The 17,668-nt window shown below is 60.4% G+C and carries 17 protein-coding genes and 1 tRNA gene; 2 read left to right on the top strand and 16 right to left on the bottom strand.

The annotated features are described in order from the left end of the window. From IPP68_11185 to IPP68_11115, 15 genes are all read right to left on the bottom strand, one after another. Complete coding sequence (locus IPP68_11185) at positions 1-330, bottom strand: hypothetical protein (GenBank protein MBL0350918.1); 330 nt, start codon at positions 328-330, stop codon at positions 1-3. Positions 331-386: 56 nt separating this feature from the next. Further along, positions 387-830 (bottom strand): hypothetical protein, encoded by a 444-nt coding sequence (locus tag IPP68_11180; GenBank protein ID MBL0350917.1) that lies wholly within the window; start codon positions 828-830, stop codon positions 387-389. Continuing rightward, positions 827-3,136 (bottom strand): alpha/beta hydrolase, encoded by a 2,310-nt coding sequence (locus tag IPP68_11175; GenBank protein ID MBL0350916.1) that lies wholly within the window; start codon positions 3,134-3,136, stop codon positions 827-829. The genes IPP68_11180 and IPP68_11175 overlap by 4 nt, the downstream gene beginning before the upstream one ends. A gap of 14 nt (positions 3,137-3,150) precedes the next feature. Beyond that, on the bottom strand, positions 3,151-3,996 hold the full coding sequence (locus tag IPP68_11170; GenBank protein ID MBL0350915.1) for a hypothetical protein: 846 nt from the start codon (positions 3,994-3,996) through the stop codon (positions 3,151-3,153). A gap of 733 nt (positions 3,997-4,729) precedes the next feature. After that, positions 4,730-4,805: transfer RNA gene (locus IPP68_11165), tRNA-Gly, on the bottom strand. 237 nt (positions 4,806-5,042) lie between these two features. After that, positions 5,043-6,614, bottom strand: coding sequence for a T9SS type A sorting domain-containing protein (locus tag IPP68_11160; GenBank protein MBL0350914.1), 1,572 nt, complete (start codon positions 6,612-6,614; stop codon positions 5,043-5,045). A gap of 13 nt (positions 6,615-6,627) precedes the next feature. Next, positions 6,628-7,113, bottom strand: coding sequence for a DUF59 domain-containing protein (locus tag IPP68_11155; GenBank protein ID MBL0350913.1), 486 nt, complete (start codon positions 7,111-7,113; stop codon positions 6,628-6,630). Positions 7,114-7,128: 15 nt separating this feature from the next. Beyond that, a complete protein-coding gene (locus IPP68_11150) occupies positions 7,129-7,569 on the bottom strand; it encodes an SUF system NifU family Fe-S cluster assembly protein (GenBank protein ID MBL0350912.1) in 441 nt (146 codons plus the stop codon). Next, positions 7,566-8,261 (bottom strand): DUF2259 domain-containing protein, encoded by a 696-nt coding sequence (locus IPP68_11145; protein MBL0350911.1) that lies wholly within the window; start codon positions 8,259-8,261, stop codon positions 7,566-7,568. The genes IPP68_11150 and IPP68_11145 overlap by 4 nt, the downstream gene beginning before the upstream one ends. Continuing rightward, positions 8,258-9,499 carry a cysteine desulfurase gene (locus IPP68_11140; GenBank protein ID MBL0350910.1) on the bottom strand — a complete coding sequence of 414 codons (1,242 nt, stop codon included), beginning with the start codon at positions 9,497-9,499 and terminating at the stop codon, positions 8,258-8,260. Before IPP68_11140 ends, IPP68_11145 begins: the two co-directional genes overlap by 4 nt. Positions 9,500-9,513: 14 nt before the next feature. Then, on the bottom strand, positions 9,514-9,828 hold the full coding sequence (locus IPP68_11135; protein MBL0350909.1) for a non-heme iron oxygenase ferredoxin subunit: 315 nt from the start codon (positions 9,826-9,828) through the stop codon (positions 9,514-9,516). Further along, positions 9,821-11,095, bottom strand: a complete 1,275-nt coding sequence (gene sufD / locus IPP68_11130) for a Fe-S cluster assembly protein SufD (GenBank protein ID MBL0350908.1) — start codon at positions 11,093-11,095, stop codon at positions 9,821-9,823. The genes IPP68_11135 and sufD overlap by 8 nt, the downstream gene beginning before the upstream one ends. Position 11,096: 1 nt before the next feature. Beyond that, positions 11,097-12,512, bottom strand: a complete 1,416-nt coding sequence (sufB, locus tag IPP68_11125; protein ID MBL0350907.1) for a Fe-S cluster assembly protein SufB — start codon at positions 12,510-12,512, stop codon at positions 11,097-11,099. A gap of 9 nt (positions 12,513-12,521) precedes the next feature. Continuing rightward, positions 12,522-13,289 carry a Fe-S cluster assembly ATPase SufC gene (sufC, locus tag IPP68_11120; GenBank protein MBL0350906.1) on the bottom strand — a complete coding sequence of 256 codons (768 nt, stop codon included), beginning with the start codon at positions 13,287-13,289 and terminating at the stop codon, positions 12,522-12,524. 9 nt (positions 13,290-13,298) lie between these two features. Continuing rightward, complete coding sequence (locus tag IPP68_11115; GenBank protein MBL0350905.1) at positions 13,299-13,787, bottom strand: Rrf2 family transcriptional regulator; 489 nt, start codon at positions 13,785-13,787, stop codon at positions 13,299-13,301. 403 nt (positions 13,788-14,190) lie between these two features. On the opposite strand from IPP68_11115, the gene IPP68_11110 reads away from it, so the two are divergent. Beyond that, a complete protein-coding gene (locus tag IPP68_11110; protein MBL0350904.1) occupies positions 14,191-14,400 on the top strand; it encodes a hypothetical protein in 210 nt (69 codons plus the stop codon). 12 nt (positions 14,401-14,412) lie between these two features. Here IPP68_11110 and IPP68_11105 read toward each other — a convergent pair whose 3' ends face one another. After that, positions 14,413-16,416 carry a tetratricopeptide repeat protein gene (locus IPP68_11105; protein ID MBL0350903.1) on the bottom strand — a complete coding sequence of 668 codons (2,004 nt, stop codon included), beginning with the start codon at positions 16,414-16,416 and terminating at the stop codon, positions 14,413-14,415. A gap of 50 nt (positions 16,417-16,466) precedes the next feature. Between IPP68_11105 and IPP68_11100 the strand changes: the two genes are divergently transcribed. Further along, positions 16,467-17,657, top strand: coding sequence for a phosphoglycerate kinase (locus IPP68_11100; GenBank protein ID MBL0350902.1), 1,191 nt, complete (start codon positions 16,467-16,469; stop codon positions 17,655-17,657). Positions 17,658-17,668: the final 11 nt, after the last annotated feature.

Raw genomic sequence — 17,668 nt, 5'->3', positions numbered from 1 at the left:
TCAGTGCTCTTCTTTGATCAAATACGAATACGCAGTTACGCTTTCGTCAAAAGGCAAGCGCACTTCAATGAGATCTTCTGGGGAAACATATTTATAAATTTTATTGTTGCGTATAGCGGCACGCGTGTGAATCTCATTACTCCCGGGACGAACCTTCACCACTTGCTCCCTAATAAAACGCTCCGCTTTCATCACTTGATCTAATTCAGCTTTGCTCATCCCAATTCGCAATTGGGCTGTTACAGCCCCGACATTCATGCAATGCCGACAAGCAGTCCCCATTAATGCGAAATAAATAACAAATCCAACATTTCTTGCTCTTACAACCATTCAACCAATCGCCTCTGCAATTTCCCTCGCAAATTCTTCATGCCGAATCTTCGGTTTTAAAAATTGTCGTTCCACGTTTCTGGTTTCCCTATCTCATGGAAAAATCCCCAGCCGACAACCTTGTCATTCTTTTGGTCATAGAACACGGCCAAATAATCAAAAAACCATCCATTTGCAAACACATATTTTTTATGGATCAAATAGGAGAAAACTTTTTCGTTCCCATCGAAACGCAACTGATCGCCAAGAGTTTCAGGATAACACCACTCAGAGGGATCATGGGGACCAATAATGCCTTTCATTTCTTTTACCGATCGATTTGGATAAACCGCTACAAGCTGCTCTCGAAGAAACGATTCTTCTTTCAAGGCGCTGTTCAATTCCGCCTTGGTCATACCAATTTTTAAATGGGACGAAATCACTTTTGGATCTTTGGCTTGGCAACCCGACATCGAAATAAAAGCCAAGAAGGCAAAAATCGGGATTCGAAGTTTATTCATTGATCTCTCCTCAATTGCTCTATCATCATCCTGATGGTCTCTCGTTCGTATATATCGCTGTGACTATCAATTCTAATTCCGTATTGATTTCGGGATGCCTTCGTAGCATCAATCGCCTTAAAATCAGGGTGATTTACTGGCCCAGATGGGCCGACATCCCCCATAGCACGATCAAATTGAGACAAGCGATAGATACCGAAAACTGCTTCCTGGTTCTTTGAATAAACCACGACCAGGTGATCAATGTTTTGAATTGCCTTTTCGTAAAAACCGCCACGCGAAAAAACTTCGTTATCCAACGCGGGAACCAACATGATAACCATATGAAATTTCATCCCACTAGCCGCTGCCTCTAAAATCAAGCGCGCACCCAAACTGTGGGTCATCGCATTCATTTTTATTTCCGGATTGTAACTCTTAACGAACTGTCCAATGCGCCGGACTCCCTGCCACGACAAATCCGCCGACCGAACCGCGCGACTATAATAAACCGCCTTGGAAATATAATTCCCGCCAACGTCGCCCGACCAAGAAATCAGTGCATTCAGATTCTTGTATCCCGCATAGTTCATTCCGCGAGTCATTTTTTCCCTGAACGCTAGAGATTCAGCGGAGGTGACATTGAATCCATGAACAAACAAATTAATCGATTTCGAGGATTTCACGTCCGTTATGTAATCCGCTGGTGCCTCGTTAAAACACACCCTGATATTCTTTGACTGATCACCCTTGTCTAATTTGATCCATGGAGAATGTGGCATCACGTTCACTAAAGGCGGGGTTCGATAAAAGTGTCGAATGTCAAATATTACGGCCTCAGAATTACCTGCGCGTCTGGTCGACGGAGCGCCGAATAATTCGATTCCCTTTTCATCAGGGATGCCCAAAATATTTTCTTGCCTTATGGCTTTGTACCCCGGCATAGGATCCCGATTAATTTCCGAACCGGTCAAGGGAGAAACAACCAGGTCTCCGGCTGCAAAGGCCAGGGCAGCAGTCTGCTGAATGCCATTCACACCTTTCCGCTTTACGGCGATCACACCAGCACCAACCCGTTCTTCGATGAAAGCACTAACTGTTCGTGTTGCCGAAGGGAGGCGTAACAAGTGATTTGCGGTATTTTTTTCTGCCCTTTCGGTAATGCTCTCGATCCAGCCAATCGCTTTTTTAGATGAATCAGAAATATTTTCTTTCGTAGATAGTGCTACACCCGCTGTCTTAGCCGCCGCGCTTTGGGTCACCGTCATTGTCCAGGCGGCGGTTTCATTGGCGGTGTCCGTGACCAGCGCTTTTGCGGCGGTGGCCGCTACGCCGGCTTTGGCGGCTGTTTCTTGGCAACGGTTGGCGACGGCTGTTTTTAGATCGCTGGCTTTCTGCAGCATCCGGCCAAAGAAGCCCTGCTTCTCGTGGGCCGCTGTCTCCTCGGGCTTTATCGTGGCGGACGGTGCGACGCCTCTCACTTGGTTTCGCAGGGTTGTTATTTGGGTTCCCAATTGGGCGCCTTGCTCGGGGGTTATCGCGCCTTGGCCCACCAACACCTTGGCGGCCGCAATGGCGATCTGGGCGGAGGCTTCAATGTTTTCGCTCTCCTGGGCAGCCACTTGGCCTTCGGCTTTTTGGGACAACGCCTTGGCCCCAAGCTCCATCCCTCTAAAACCCTTTTGCAAATCCTTAATCGCCGCGGCCTGGCCGGCCAGGTCCTCGGTCTTTTTCGCCAGGGCATCCTGGCGCTGGGCCAGGTTTTTGGTTGCTGTGTCCAGCCCGGCGTAGTCGCCGGCCTTTAGGGCCTGGCCGATTCGGTTGGCTTCCCCCCGCACCGCCAGGGCTTCACGTTGCAAATCGGTTAAGCGGTCACTCATGTCGATCGTGACCGCGCCGCCTTGCCCCGTCCTCTCCGCCAGGGCTTTGGCGGACGCCCCCAGGGCCTCCGTCCGGTGGGCCATGTCCTGCTTTGTGGTTTCAATGGCGCGCAGGCTGGCTTCGCTCCCCTTGTCCAACTCCCCGGCGGTTTTTTCGAGGCGGCCGATGTCCACGGGGCTTTCCTCTTGGCTCACAAAATATCTGCCCGCGCCTTTCTCCACCACCGCGCTGTTTAGCCGCATCAGCTCCGCCTGCAGGGCAAAGGTGGCTTGGCGGAGCGCCACGGGGTTGTTCATGTCTATCCCGTGGGCCAGGTCTTTGTTTAGGTCCAGGAGCGTATTTTCAAATTTGAATCGCCCCCCCGTGGTTTGCCCGTCCAGGGATTTCCATGCCCCCTGGTAGGTCATCTCCCCCGCCTTCAGCTCCCCAAACCCCTCAATGGTCATGGGCGACTTGATCGTCAGGCCGTGTTGGGGGCCAGGCGGTCAAAGTCCAGGCCCGTTGGTTGAATGACACCGTTCACTTCCGCCATCTTGAGCGGCATCAGCCCGCCGTCTTTCCGCTCCATCCCGCCAAAGGTCTTTTCAAAGCTCGTGCCCTGGATCAACCGCAGTTGATCCCCCTCCACCTTAAAAGTCGCCCCCTCCTCCCAGGTTCGACCAAAAGCCACGGTTTGCCCCGCCGCCTTAAAGGTCCCATCCCCCGCGGGCTGTATGTTGCGATAGGCGCTCAAGGTCGCCCGTTGGCTGTCGGTCAGGGTCGTCGCCCGGTTGCCCGATCCAAAGGCCCGCTGTATCAAGCCCGCAATCCCCTGCCCAATCTTTTGGAAGGGGTAGGCCATGGCGTGCCCCACCGCCTTTAAGGCATTGCCGATGGTGCCCAGCAGACCCGGCTTGATAGGCGCCGTCAGGGCCTCCGGCTGGGGCGTCGCCCGCAGGGCGTTGGGAACTTTGGGGGCGTTGTTCCCCAGGAAGTCGAATTTTATCGTGGGGGTTTGAAACGTGGGCATTGGCGCATCCATCCGCCCCAGGGACGTCGCCGTCGGCGCCTGGAACCGCAATGCCAGGGCCGTGTTCTGCATTCTGATTTGCCGGTCCAGTTGGGAGGAGGCGGAGTAGTTCTTCTCCGGCTTGTATTGGTTTTGGTAATCCTGGTAGCGGTTGTTGGCGAGGTAGGAGGTGCGATCATCCTCCCGACCAAAGGCCGTGGCCATGGGAAAAACCCCGAGCGCAACGCTCAGGGACAGGGAGAGGCTTTTTCGGACGAGGTGCGCGGACAAGGTGTCAAAACCACAAACCCGGCGCATAGAGGCCTTTTGGTGCGGAATTAACTAAAGAAGTATCAATATTTTAACAGGTTTCCGAGGGAAGTCAATTGCGGCGGGGCTTCAGGGGAGGCGTTAAATTTTTCTATCGGTTAGTTTTATGGTTTAGAGAGGCCCGATTTTCCACAGTTTTCAGTCTTTATTTTTCGTCCCGACTGATCGTTTAGCGGAAGAAATCCGATTGCGCTACCAATCAAAAAAAAGCGGGCGACGTGAGTGAACCCACGATCGCCCGCTTAGGAAAACCTCAAAAGAATCAACACCATAATTATCAACCGGGTGCGTTCTGGGGGAATTCGGTTGCTCTGCAACCGCCCCAGGTCCTTAATCTCTGATTAAGGGCCCCGCCCACACCAGCAAGGGCTGCCCGCAATGTTTATCCGGCCGACTGAATCAGCCTTCCTATTGCTTATCAACCGCGTGCGTCTTGGGGGAATTCGGTTGCTCTGCAACCGCCCCAGGTCCTTGATCTCTGATCAAGGGCCCTGCCCAGATCAGCAAGGGCTGCCCGACTGTTTATCCGGCCGACTCCGTCGGCCATTCTTAGCTCATAAACCGCGTGCGCCCTTGCCCAATTCAGCAAGGGCTGCCCGCAATGTTTATCCGGCCGAGTGAATCAGCCTTCCTATTGCTTATCAACCGCGTGCGTCCCTGCCCAAACCAGCAGGGACAGCCCGCACAGTTAAATGGCCGACGAAGTCGGCCATTCTTAAAGTGGAGCGGGCGATCGGGTTCGAACCGACGACCTTCTCGTTGGCAACGAGACGTTCTACCAACTGAACTACGCCCGCATCCTTACCAAGTGTTGAAAGTGCGGGCAGCCCTTGCTGAATTGGGCAAGGGCGCCCTTCATCTTTTATCCACTCGGAAAACAAATTTTAAAGTGCTGAAAGACTCCGGGGCCGATGAAGCTGAATGGCGCCCGTGGCCTTTCACCTTCTTGGTCACTAAATCGGAAAAAGATCTGTAAATCTTAATCGGCGTACCTTTGTTCATTATACCAATTCCCGCCATTCTTCAAAGCCCCCCTACCGCTGAACCACCACCTTGGTCGTCTTGGTTTCCCCCCCGCCGTCGGCGTTCACGTAGTAGACGCCGCTGGGGACGGGCTTTTGGTTTCGGTCGGTGGCGTCCCAGGCGGTGAAGCCCAGGGGGTTGGCTTCCAGTTCCTTCACCAATTCGCCGTTGACCGTGTAGATCCGCAGGCGGGCGTTGGGCGGGACCTCCGTCAGGTTCACGGCGGCGTCGCCCCGGCTGGCCCGGAAGGGGTTGGGGTAGGCCTGGATGGTTTTGGGCGACGTCGGCGTGGCCAGGGGTTGCGACAGATAGGACGACCAGAGGGCGTGGATGACGGGCTTGGGCGTGCCGTCCCGGTAGCGGAGGCCGGTGTTGCCGTTGATGCGCCAAAGAAATTCCACCACGGAACCGGCCGCTCCTCCACCTCCGCTTTGGTAGAAGGCGTCGGACCAGGAGCAGGTGGTGTCCCCGGCGTTGGCGCAGGGGCAGGCGCCGGCCAGGGTTTTGTCCAGCTGGTCCCGGTTGGACCACCAGACCACCGCCTCGAATTCCTTGGCCTGGGCTTGGGCGAGCAGTTGGGTCATGTGGTTGGCCAGGTTCGCCTCTCCCGCCAGGGCGGGCGATGGGATGACGTTGACGCCGCAGGAGGAGGCGGGCGTCGCGTGGGCGTAGGCGTCGTAGACGTCCACCCCGGGCCAGCCGGTTTCGGAAATCCAAATCTTTTTATGGGTCGTGCGCTTCACCCGGGCGAAGGCGTCCTCGTAGGGGACCGTGGTGCTGTAATTGTCGGGCAGGGTGGGCGTGTACTTCCACAAATAGGGGTAGATGGAAAAGGCCATGCGGTCCCCGGGCAGTTGCGCCGCCTCCTCCAGGCGCTGTTGGAAGCAGGCGGCGATGGAGGCGTCGGTCCGGGTGCCGCCGCACCAGGCGGCGGGTTCGGCCAGGCCGTACATGTGCTCGAACTGGTAGGTCGGGAAGATGATGAGTTTGGGATTGGCCTTCTTGAGGGCGGCGTACACGTCGGAATACCAATTTTTGAAGGCGGCTTTTTGCAGGGGGCATTTGGTGAACTGGACGCTCATTTCGATGGCGGGCGTGAAGTAGGTGGGCCGAACCCGGTCGATCACGTATTGGCAGTAGCGAAGGTAGGCCTGTTTGTTGGCCTCGGCGTCGGGGTCCGTGGCGAAGGGGTAACAGCCGTCCGCGTCCACGGGGGCCCAGCCGCCCTGGGTGGTGCCGTTGGAAAGCACCCGATCCGTCAGGGTTTTCCGCCCCGCGAGCGGCGAGACGGACAGGTAAAGGATTTTGCCCGAAGCCGCGGCGCTGCTGGCCAGGGCCTCCCACTGGGCGGCCCAGGCGGCCGGGGGCGGAGCGCCGGTTTTGAAGGCGTCCCAGGGGACGCCGAGGAAATCGTCCACGTGGATGGACAGGAAATCCTTGTCGCCCAAATTTTCAAATTTGTATTGGAAGAGGTCGGCGAAGACCGACGTGCCCATGAGGAAGGGCCGCCGCTCCGCCCGGAGGGGCCCGAGAGGGAGGAGGAAGAGAAAAGCCGGAAGGAGTTTTCGAATCGGCGTTTTCACGCCGGGACCCGGGCTATTCCGTGACGTGGGGGGCGGCGGGGGTTTCGGGACCCGTGGGACCGCCCGCCGTCCTCGAGCTCTGCGAAAGGGCGGCGGGGGTTTCGGGACCCGTGGGACCGCCCGCCGTCCTCGAGCTCTGCGAAAGGGCGGCGGCAGTTTCCGTTTCGTCCGCGTCGTCCAACTCGAAAAGCCCCATCTTGAGCTTGGCTTCGTCGGAGGCCATTTTGCGGGGGTCCCAGGGCGGGATCCAGGCCAGGTCGACTTTCACGTCGGAAACGCCCGTCATGGCGGAGAGTTCCGAGTGAACTTTGCTTAAGATGGCGGGGCCGTAGGGGCAGGCGGGGGTGGTGAGGGTCATTTTGACGTTGATGCGGTCGCCCTTGTCGCCGTCTTTTTCCACGGCGATGTCGTAGATCAGGCCCAGATCGATCACGCTCAAATGGATTTCGGGATCGTAAACGGTCTTTAGGACGGTGCGGATTTCGGGAAGGGTGGGCACGGGGCTCTCCTTAAATCAGGCTTTCTTTTCCTGGTAGTCGGTCAATCCCTGGAGCAGGGTGTTCCAGGCCAGGAGCGCGCATTTCACCCGCACGGGGTATTTTTGCACGCCTTCCAGGGCCGCCAGGTCTTCCAAATCCTCGGGCAGGTCGTCGGCGGAGCCGTTTTGAAGCATCATCTTCTTAAAGGCCTGGGCCAGGGACTGGGAGGTGGACAAATCTTTCCCCTTGAGCGCCTCGGTCATCATGGAGGCCGAAGACTGGGAAATGGAACAGCCGTTCCCGGTCATCTTGATGTCCTCGATTTTGCCTTCCCGGACGATGAAGGTCAGCTCCAGGTTGTCGCCGCAAAGGGGGTTCACGCCCTGGACTTTGACGTCGGGCTGCGCCAGCGCCCCCTGGTTGCGGGGGTGCCGGAAGTGGTCCAAAATCAAATCGCGGTAAAGGTCGTCGGTCATTTCGTCTCCAGCGGGGAGCCCAGGGCCAGGTGGCGCATGTCGGGCCCTTCAAACCCGGCCGTGTACACGTTCAAAAAAACGGCCAGGGTGTTTTTAAAAACGTAGACGTCCTGCACCCGGTACCCGCCGGGGCAGGCGCCGCGGCTTCGGGGCAGGGCGGCGTCCTTTTGAAGCACCCGGACGTTCCCCGACGGGGAACCGGTCAGGGTCACCGTCAACAGGGCCGCCGGCTGGCCCCGCTCTTCGCAGACGGCGTTTTTCACCGGGGTCTCCTCCAACCGAAGCTCGTAGGGCTCGGAGGCGGAAGGGAGCCGGAATTTGGCCGTTCGGTCCTCCACGCCCAGGTCCGTGGTGGGATGGGACAGCAGATGGTCGCCCGTGTTTCCGACTTGAATGCCGAATTTCTGGAGCGACGCTTCGGCCGCTTTCCGGGCCCGGGCCCGCACGGCCTCCAGGGAATCGCCCTTCTCGTCTTCGACCCCCTGCGGGGGACCGGCCCAGGCGTTTTTGGCCGCGTCGACGAAGAGAAATTGGGAGTAGCCGAACCCGGAGCCGTCCTGAACGCCGAACTGCTCGTAGGCGAAGCGGGCGCCGTCCTCGGAAAAACCGATGAAGTTCAGCTCGGCCTCGTCCCCCGCCCGGAGGCCGCCGGCGACAAAAACCATCGCCGCGGCGAAAACAAACCGTCTCACGCTCGGGCCTTCTGGGCGAAGAGCTCTTCCACTTTTTCCAGGGATTTCACCAGGGCGTCCACTTCCTCCCGGGTGTTGTAGATGTAGAAGCTGGCCCGGGCCGTGCCCGAGACACCGAATTTTTTCATGAGCACCTGACAGCAGTGGTGCCCGGCGCGGATGGCCACGCCTTCCCGGTCGACGATGGTCCCCACGTCGTGGGGGTGGATGCCGGGGAGCTCGAAGCTCACGACCCCGCCCCGCTGGGCCGCGTCCGACGGGCCGTGGAGGACGATCTTGGGGAACCGGGCTTTGAGCGCCTTCAAGGCGTAGCCCGTGAGGTCCATCTCGTGGGCGCGGATCGTGTCCATGCCCACCTGGGTTAAATAATCCACCGCCGCGCCGAAGGCGATGGCGCCGGTGATGTTGGGCGTGCCCGCTTCAAATTTGTAGGGCAGTTCGTTCCAGGTGGAGTGGTCCTTCCACACCTGGGCGATCATGTCCCCCCCGCCCAAAAACGGGTCCATGGATTCCAACAGTTCCCGGGGGGCCCAAAGGACGCCCAGTCCCGTCGGGCCCAGCATCTTGTGGGCGGAGAAAACGAAAAAGTCGCACCCAAGCTTTTGAACGTCGATGGGCAGGTGGGGCGCCGATTGGGCGCCGTCCACCAGCACCTTGGCTCCCACGGCGTGGGCCTTCCGGGCCAAATCTTCGACGGGGTTCAGGGTGCCCAGGACGTTCGACATGTGGGTCAAGGCCAGCAGTTTGGTCTTGGTCGTGAGCAAATCGGAAATTTTCGACAGATCCAAATACCCGTCCCAGCCGGTCACGGGAATGAATTTGAGCACCGCGCCCGTCGCCTGGGCCGCCAACTGCCAGGGCACCAGGTTGGAGTGGTGCTCCATTTCCGTCAGCAATATTTCGTCGCCGGGTTTCAGGTGTTTCCGGGCCCAGGAATAGGCCACCAGGTTGATGGACTCCGTGGCGTTCCGGGTGAAGATCACGGTCGCCGGGTCCGGGGCGTTGATGAACTTGGCCACTTTCACCCGGGAATCTTCCATGAGGGAGGTGGCTTCCTGGGACAGGGTGTGCACGCCCCGGTGGACGTTGGCGTTGGTGCGCTCGTAATAGGCCGTCATGGACATGATGACCGACATGGGCTTTTGCGTCGTGGCGGCGTTGTCCAGGTAAACCAGGGGGTGGCCGTTGATTTTGCGGGACAAAATGGGGAAGTCCAGGCGGAGCCGGGCGACGTCCAAAGCAACGGGGGATTTCACTGGGGCCACTCCACTTGAATGTTTTTGCCGTCCACCCGCACGCGGTAGACGTGGACGGGCGCCACCGCCGGCATGGACAGCGCCGCGCCGGTGCGCACGCTGAAACGCGCGCCGTGGCGGGGGCACTCCACCTCGTCGCCCTTCAAAGTGCCTTCGCCCAGGGGGCCGTCGTCGTGGGTGCAGACGTCGTCGATGGCGTAAAAGGAGCCCTCCACCTGGCTGATGGCGATGCGCTTGCCCCGCACCCGGAACACCCGCAGGGTGCCCGGGGCGACTTGATCCACCGTGGTGACGGTGTGGTAATTACCCACGGGGGGCCTCGAGCTTCGCGTCCAACACGGCCCGCAGGCGGTCCGACATGCCGGGGACGGGGATGCGCTGGAGCACGTCTTCGAAAAATCCCTCCACGATGGCCCGCTCGGCTTCTTCCCGGGCCAGGCCCCGGCTCATCAGGTAAAACCGCTGATCGTCGTCCAAACTGCCCACGGCCGCGCCGTGGCCGCACTTCACATCGTCGGCCAGGATTTCCAGCATGGGGATGGCGTTGGCCCGGGAGCCCTTGGAGAGCAAAACGTTTTTGGAGGCCTGGTAGGCGTTGGACTTCTGGGCTTCCTTGGCGATCTTGATCATCCCCGTGTAGATGGAGCGGGCGTTGTCCCGGAGGGCCGCTTTAAAGAGCAGGTCGCTCGTCGTGTGGGGAGCCCGGTGGTCCTGGTGGGTGTGGTGGGTGAAGCGCTGTTCCTCGTCGCCGAAGACCAGGCCGTAGAGGCGGCCCGAGGCGCCGGTCTCCAACAAATCCGAGCCGAAATCCGCCCGGCTGGTGCCGGCGCCCGTGGCGATGACCATGGAATTCATCTCGCCGTCCCGCCGGACCCAGGCGTTTTGTTTGGAGAAGTGCCACCAGTTCTTGGGCCAGCGTTGCAAATGGACGTAATTCAGTTTGGCCCCGGCGCCCACGACGAACTCCATCACGCCGTTGGAAAGGTTTTCCCCCTCGGCGGCGCGGGCGGTGTGGTCTTCGATGTAGGTGGCCTGGGCGCCCTCTTCCAGCACGACCAGCGTGCGCGGGAAAAAGGCCCGGCCCGTGGAGGACCCGAACCCGAAGGCCCCCAAAATCGGCTGGGACAGGACGACGCCCCGGGGCACGTAGAGGAAAATCCCGGAGGTGAATTGGGCGGCGTTCCAGGCGGCGAACTTGCCGGACTCCGGCGGGACCACCCGGCCCAGGTAGGGGAAAACCTTGTCGGGATAATGGGTCATGGCGGTGGCCAGGTCGCAGAAATGAACGCCCTGGGCCTCCAGCTCCTTGGACCAGCGGCGGAACATCCCGTTGCCGGAACAGATCATTTCCCCCAGGCGTTCCTCGGGGCGGTCGAAATCCAAAACGTCGGCGTGGTCGAAATCGGACAGTCCTTCCGGCGCGGCGGGGTCGAAACGGTCCGGGTCCAAAAAGCCCAGGTCGGTGCGGCGCCAGGCTTCGTCCTCGGTTTTGGGCCAGGGGAGGGCGGCGAAGAGCGTCGCCGCGCTCTCGCGCAGGGCGGTCAGGCCGGCCGATGTCGGTTCCAGGGCGGCGTTCACCCTAACCCACCGAACCTTCCATTTCGAGTTCGATCAGCCGGTTGAGCTCGACGGCGTACTCCATGGGGAGTTCCTTGACGAAGGGCTCGAAGAAACCGTTCACGATCATGAGCGTCGCCTCGGCCTCGGAGAGACCGCGGGACTGAAGATAGAAAAGCTGTTCCTCGCCGATTTTGGACACCGAGGCCTCGTGCCCGATGGAGGTGTCTTCCTCGTCGATCTCCATGGTGGGGTAGGTGTCGGACCGGGAGGCCGCGTCCATGATCAAGGCGTCGCAGCGGACGTTGGACTTGCACCCGACCGCGCCCTTGTGGACTTTGATCAGGCCGCGGTAGCTGGAGCGGCCGCCGTCCTTGGAAATGGACTTGGAGGTGACCACCGAGGTCGTGTGGGGCGCGGCGTGGACGATCTTGGCGCCGGCGTCCTGGTGCTGGTCCTTGCCGGAGAAGGCCACGGAGAGGATTTCCCCCCGGGCGCCCTCGCCCACCAGGTACACGGCGGGGTATTTCATGGTCAGCTTGGAGCCCAAATTGCCGTCGATCCACTCCACGGTGGCGTGGGCGTGGGCCACGGCCCGCTTGGTCACCAGGTTGTAGACGTTCTTGGACCAGTTCTGAATGGTGGTGTAGCGGATCTTGGCGTTGGGGAGCGCGATCAGCTCCACCACGGCCGAATGGAGCGAGTCCGAGGAATAGGTCGGCGCGGTGCAGCCTTCGATGTAGTGCACGAAGGAGCCCTCGTCGGCGATGATGAGCGTGCGCTCGAACTGGCCCATGTTCTCCGAGTTGATGCGGAAGTAGGCTTGGAGCGGGATGGGCACGTTCACGCCCTTGGGGACGTAGATGAAGGACCCGCCGGACCAGACGGCGGAGTTCAAGGCCGCGAATTTGTTGTCGGCGGGCGGGATGATGGTGCCGAAATATTTTTTAACGATCTCCGGATGGAGCTTCAACCCGTCGTCCATGCTGAGGAACAGCACGCCCAACTTTTCCAAGTCCTTCCGGATGGAGTGGTAGACCACTTCCGACTCGTACTGGGCGGTGACGCCGGCCAAGAATTTCCGCTCGGCTTCGGGGATGCCCAGGCGGTCGAAGGTGTTCTTGATGCCCTCGGGCACTTCTTCCCAGGTTTTGCCCTGTTTGTCCGTGGGCTTCATGTAGTAGTGGATGTTGTCGAACTGGATTTCGCCCAGGGCTTTGGTGTTGCCCCAGGTGGGCATGGGTTTCTTGTTGAAGATGTCCAGGGAGGACAGGCGGAATTCCCGCATCCAGGCGGGCTCCTTCTTCATGTCGGAAATGCGTTCGACGATGTCCCGGGTCAGCCCCCGGCCCGACTGGAAGGTGTAGCCCGCCGTCGAGTCGTGAAAGCCGTACTCGTAATCCTTGCCCAGCCCTTTGAGATCGGTTTTTGAGGACATGGTCCCCCCTTAGACGCGCACCGCGGCGGCTTCCGCCGTCGGGGCGATCCACTCGTACCCCTTCTTTTCCAGTTCCAGGGCCAACTCCGGCCCGCCGGAGCGGACGATGCGCCCGCCGGCCAGGACGTGCACGAAGCCGGGTTTCACGTAATCCAAAAGCCGTTGGTAGTGGGTGATGAGGACGATCCCGCGATCGGGGCTGGCCAAGCGGTTGATGCCGTCGGAGACGACCTTCAAGGCGTCGATGTCCAGGCCCGAATCCGTCTCGTCCAAAAAGGCCATGGAGGGTTTCAGGAGCGCCATCTGGAGAATTTCCAGCCGCTTCTTTTCGCCGCCGGAGAACCCGTCGTTCAAATAGCGGTTGGCGAAAGCCGTGTCCATCTGCAGGACCTTCATGTTTTCCTTGAGTTCTTTCCGGAAGGTCTTCAAATCGATGTCCTGTCCCCGCCGGTTCTTGAGGATGTTCCGCAAAAAGTTGACGACGCTGACCCCCGGGACGGCCACGGGGTACTGGAAGGCCAGAAAGAGGCCCTTCACCGCGCGCACGTTGACCGGCCAGGCCGCGATGTCCTCGCCGTTGTAGAGGACCTGGCCCGATTCGATTTTGTATTTGGGGTGCCCCATGACGGCGTAAGAAAGGGTGCTTTTGCCGGAGCCGTTGGGCCCCATGATGGCGTGGGTTTCCCCCGCGCGAACGGTCAGGGAGAGGCCGTTCAGGATTTGTTTCCCTTCGACGGAAACGTGGAGGTCTTTGATTTCGAATAACGGGGTGGCCATCGTAAACTCCTAGCGGGTCCTCAACGCCGCCGACAGGGACTGCGGCTTGGCGCCCAGCTTGTCCACGTCTTGGATGACGTGGGCTTCGTCCTGCAACAACTGTTCGAGGTTGATCTTTTCCAGAAATCCGTAGATGTAGCGGGTGAGCAGGCCCCAGATGGGGCGGATGCTGCAGTCCCCCTGGTGCACGCAGGCGGCGGAATCGCCGGTGAAGCGGGAGCAGAGGTTGTGGCTCAAATCCACCTGGCCCAGGGAGGAGAGCACGATGCCCACGCTGATCTCCCGGGAGGGCTTGGTGAGGGCGTAGCCGCCGTTGACGCCGCGCACGCTTTTGACCAGCCCGGCGCGGCGGAGGTTCACCAATATTTTCTCGACGTAAACGGGGGTGAGGCGCTCCCGTTTGGCGATCTCCCGGACGGCCAGGGGCACGTCCGAATTGTGGGTCGCCAACTGCAACATACAGCGCAGTCCGTATTCCTGCATGGCCGTGACTCGCATAAATCCCCCTAAGTTATTCCCGCGTCTGAATCTCGATCGAACGGAAAGTTCTTCGTCCGTCTCGAAACGGCCTCGTCCAGGGCCTCGTAAAATCGTTGAAATGGGTCGAGCGGAAGTGGGCCGGCCCATGGGCCGAGAAGACGGCCGGGTGGGCGCCGACCCTCGGTCATAATATGACTGTCTTGTCATATTTATTATACGATACCTTACAATTTTGTCAAGTATAGAAAGGCGCGACTTTTCACCAAAAATCGACCACGGAACGAATAACCCTTGAATTCTCCGGAGGGTTCGTCTATTCTATGGGATCAGGGGCGCCGCTGAACTTTGGCTGGATCGACGCGGCGGACGGGCAGAGGGGTTTTCCCCGGGGATCAACGATCCACTTTTCGATGGAGGAATTATGCCGGCACGCAACGCTCAAAATCCGATCAAAGCCGATAAAGGGTCCGCCGCCGCGAGCGGGGGCTGGAACGTGGAAGCCAAGGGTCCCGTGAAATCGGGCAGCAACGTCCTTCATTGTCCGTCCTGCGGCGCGGACGTTCCCCCCAAACCGGGGTTCCGCCCCAGCGCCCTCAAGTGCCCCAAGTGCGGGGCCGCCATGAAAAAATGATTTCGGCCCGCCTCACTTCCCCCGTTGGGGCAGGGCGGGTTTAAGCCGGCGGCTTTTCTCCAACAGGGCTTTCGATTCGGGCCCGTGGCCCTTGGCCATCTCGCAGTACCCCAGGCCCGCCAGGGCTTCGGGAAAATCTTTTTTCTCTTCCAACGCCTTTCGGAATTGCCCCTCGGCGTCCTCCGTCCGTCCCGTCCGCAACAGTAAAAATCCGTAGTTCACCCGGGCCTCCGCGAAATCCGGCGACCGCTCGATGGCCCGAAGGAACGATTTTTCCGCCGAGACCGGGTCCCCCAGGTTGGAATGGACGATGCCCAGGTCGTTGAAGGCGTGGGGATCGCCGGGGTTGGCCCGCACCGCCTGTAGGAGGGGCCCCCGGGCTTCGGCCCATTTTCCCTGAGCCATCAGCGTCACGCCCAGACGGCAGAGGATTTCGGCGTTCCCCTTCCGTAAATTCGCGGCGGCGCGGAACAGGGACTCCGCCCGGTACAGGTCCCCGGATTCCCGGTAGGCGTCGCCCAATTTCAAATAGGGCTCCGACCAACCGGGGTTGAGGGCCCGGGCCCTTTCGTAGAGCGGCGGCGTTTCGGACTTCCGCCCCAACAATTCCAAAGCTTCGCCTTCCTTTAAGTACCCCTCGGCGAACCGCGGGTTCAGCTCCACGCTCCGCTCGAAGCAGGGCAGGGCTTTTTCCGGTTGACCCCGCTGAATCCAATAGGACCCCAGGCCGGCCTGGGCGGTGTAGGATTCGGGCCGGGCCGCGACCGCCCAGGTCCAAAGAGATTCGCCGTCGGTCCAGGCCCGGGCGTAGCGGCTGGAAAGGGCCGTCAAAAGAAGCGCCGCAATTCCCAGGAGGGCCCACAGGATTTCCCGCCGTCGGCTTTCCCGGGCCGCCCACCGCCAGGCGCCGCCCGCCGCCAACAGCACCAGGGGCCAGGCGGACACGTACGTGTACCGATCGGCCACGAATTGAAACCCGCTTTGGAAAAAGCCCAAAACCGGCGCGACCAGCACGGCGTAGGCCGCCAGCCCCGCCGCCAAAAACGGACGCCGTCGGCGGGACCGCCACAGGAAAACCGAGAGAACGATCGCGCCCCCCAGCGCCGCCGCCCCCCTCCCCCAGGCGCCCCCCACGGGGAAATCGTTTACGGGGCTCAGGTTCAGGGGCCAAAGGTGGGCCAGGGGGTAATACCAGAGGCCCTGGGCGGCCTGCCAAACGGAGCGGAGGATCCCGCCCGCGGAAAACGCCGAACCCACGGCGTTGGAGGAGGATTGGGCCGCGGCCGCGAGAACGGCCCCGGCGGCCGCCAGGCCCCAGAGGGGTCCTTTTTTCTTCTCCCAGGCCCAGGACCAACGGTTTAATAGGAAACGATCAATAAGGATCAGGACCACGGGCAGGGTAATTCCCCAGGCTTTGCACAAAAGGGACAAGGCGAAGAGAGGCACGACCCGCCGCCCGAGTTTTTCCCCCCGGGGAGCCGCCTCCCAGTAGGCCAAAAGGGTCAGCAAAAGGAAAAACCCCGAAAGTACGTCCCGGCGCTCGGTGATCCAGACCACGGACTCCACCCGGAGCGGATGAACGGCATAGAGAAGAGCCGCCGACAGGGCGGGCCCGTCCCAACCGCCCGGGGCGGGCCGGGGTACGCCGGGAACGCGGTCAAAAACGCGACGGGCCAGAAGATAAAAAAGGGCGACGTTTAAAAAGTGGAAAAACAAATTGACGGCGTGGTAGCCGACGGGGTTCATTCCCCACAGCGCGTGGTCCAGGGCGTAGGACAGCCACGTCAGGGGCATGTAATGCCCCATGTGAAAGGTGGTGAACATCCAAAGGATCGACGCCCCGCCGAAACCCCGCCCATTGGGGTTTTCGACGAGAAGCGTGTTGTCGTCAAAATTTAGAAATCCCCCCCGAAGCCCCCCGGCGAAGGCCGCGACGGTGAATAAAAAAAGCACCGTCAGGGCCCCCCGGTGGGACTTCAGACGGTCCAAAAGAGGAAATTCTTTACAGTTTTTCATGAATCCGCTATCATATGAACTTTCCGGAATCCCTTTCCAGGAGTTCTGTCGTGAATCGCATAAAATCGATCAAAGATCTGGCCGTCAGCGGCAAACGTGTTTTGGTGCGCGTGGATTACAACGTCCCCATGGACAAGAACGCCGTGACGGACGACACCCGCGTGCGGGCCTCCCTGCCCACTTTAAACTATTTGATCCAAAACGGCGCCCGGGTGATCCTCATTTCCCACCTGGGCCGCCCCAAGGGCGCGCCGAACCCGAAATACAGCCTGGCCCCCGTGGCCCAGCACCTCAGCCAATTGATCAAGAAGCCCGTGGCCTTCGTGGCCGACTGTATCGGGGCCCAGGCCGAGGAAGCGGCCCGCACGCTCAAAAACGGCGACGTGTTGTTGCTGGAGAACCTTCGCTTTCACCCCGAAGAAGAGAAGAACGATCCCGCCTTCGCCCAGAAGCTGGCGGGCCTGGGCGAGCTGTTCGTCCAGGACGCCTTCGGGGCCGTCCACCGGGCCCACGCCAGCACGGCGGGCGTTCCGGCGCTCCTGCCCAGCGCGGCGGGCCTTCTGCTTTTGAAAGAATTGGAATATTTGGGCCGCATCAAGGAAAACCCCGCGAAGCCCTTCGTGGCCATCGTCGGCGGCGCCAAGGTGTCGGACAAAATCGACGTGTTGGACAAATTGATCGAGAAAGTGGACTCGCTGGTGATCGGCGGGGCCATGGCCTACACTTTTTTAAGGGCCCAGGGCGTGGCCACGGGCAAATCCCTGGTCGAGCCCGACAAAGTGGACCTGGCCAAAGACCTGTTGAAAAAAGCCGCCGCCCGGGGCGCGAACGTGTTGTTGCCCCTGGACCACGTGGCGGTCAAAAGCATCGACAACCCGGCCTCGGCCCACGACACGGCGGGCGCGGCCATCGCCGACGACGAATTGGGCGTGGACGTCGGCCCCAAAACCCTGCTGGCCGTGGCCGGCCCCATCGCCTCGGCCAAGACGATTTTCTGGAACGGCCCCATGGGCATTTTCGAAGTGGACCGTTACGCGGCGGGCACGCGCAAAGTCGCGGCCCTGGCGGCCGACGCGGCCACCAAAGGCTGCATCGTGGTGGTGGGCGGCGGCGACAGCGTGGCGGCCGTCCAGTCCACCGGGTTGGCGGACAAAATTTCGCACATTTCCACGGGCGGCGGCGCCTCCCTCGAATTCCTTGAAGGCAAGGAACTTCCGGGCGTGACCGCCTTGTCCCGGTAGGCCCAGGAGAC

This window comes from Elusimicrobiota bacterium, from assembly GCA_016722575.1.
Taxonomy (GTDB): Bacteria; Elusimicrobiota; Elusimicrobia; order FEN-1173; family FEN-1173; genus JADKIY01.
The sequence above is the reverse complement of the archived record's forward strand: the minus strand, read 5'-3'. Positions and strand labels throughout refer to the sequence as shown.

What these genes read in the sequence shown, in the direction of transcription:
- IPP68_11185 (MBL0350918.1), bottom strand. Translation starts at nt 330, where the DNA reads ATGGTTGTAAGAGCAAGAAATGTTGGATTTGTTATTTATTTCGCATTA.
- IPP68_11180 (MBL0350917.1), bottom strand. Translation starts at nt 830, where the DNA reads ATGAATAAACTTCGAATCCCGATTTTTGCCTTCTTGGCTTTTATTTCG.
- IPP68_11175 (MBL0350916.1), bottom strand. Translation starts at nt 3,136, where the DNA reads ATGACCATTGAGGGGTTTGGGGAGCTGAAGGCGGGGGAGATGACCTAC.
- IPP68_11170 (MBL0350915.1), bottom strand. Translation starts at nt 3,996, where the DNA reads ATGCGCCGGGTTTGTGGTTTTGACACCTTGTCCGCGCACCTCGTCCGA.
- IPP68_11150 (MBL0350912.1), bottom strand. Translation starts at nt 7,569, where the DNA reads ATGACCGACGACCTTTACCGCGATTTGATTTTGGACCACTTCCGGCAC.
- sufB (MBL0350907.1), bottom strand. Translation starts at nt 12,512, where the DNA reads ATGTCCTCAAAAACCGATCTCAAAGGGCTGGGCAAGGATTACGAGTAC.
- sufC (MBL0350906.1), bottom strand. Translation starts at nt 13,289, where the DNA reads ATGGCCACCCCGTTATTCGAAATCAAAGACCTCCACGTTTCCGTCGAA.
- IPP68_11115 (MBL0350905.1), bottom strand. Translation starts at nt 13,787, where the DNA reads ATGCGAGTCACGGCCATGCAGGAATACGGACTGCGCTGTATGTTGCAG.
- IPP68_11110 (MBL0350904.1), top strand. Translation starts at nt 14,191, where the DNA reads ATGCCGGCACGCAACGCTCAAAATCCGATCAAAGCCGATAAAGGGTCC.
- IPP68_11105 (MBL0350903.1), bottom strand. Translation starts at nt 16,416, where the DNA reads ATGAAAAACTGTAAAGAATTTCCTCTTTTGGACCGTCTGAAGTCCCAC.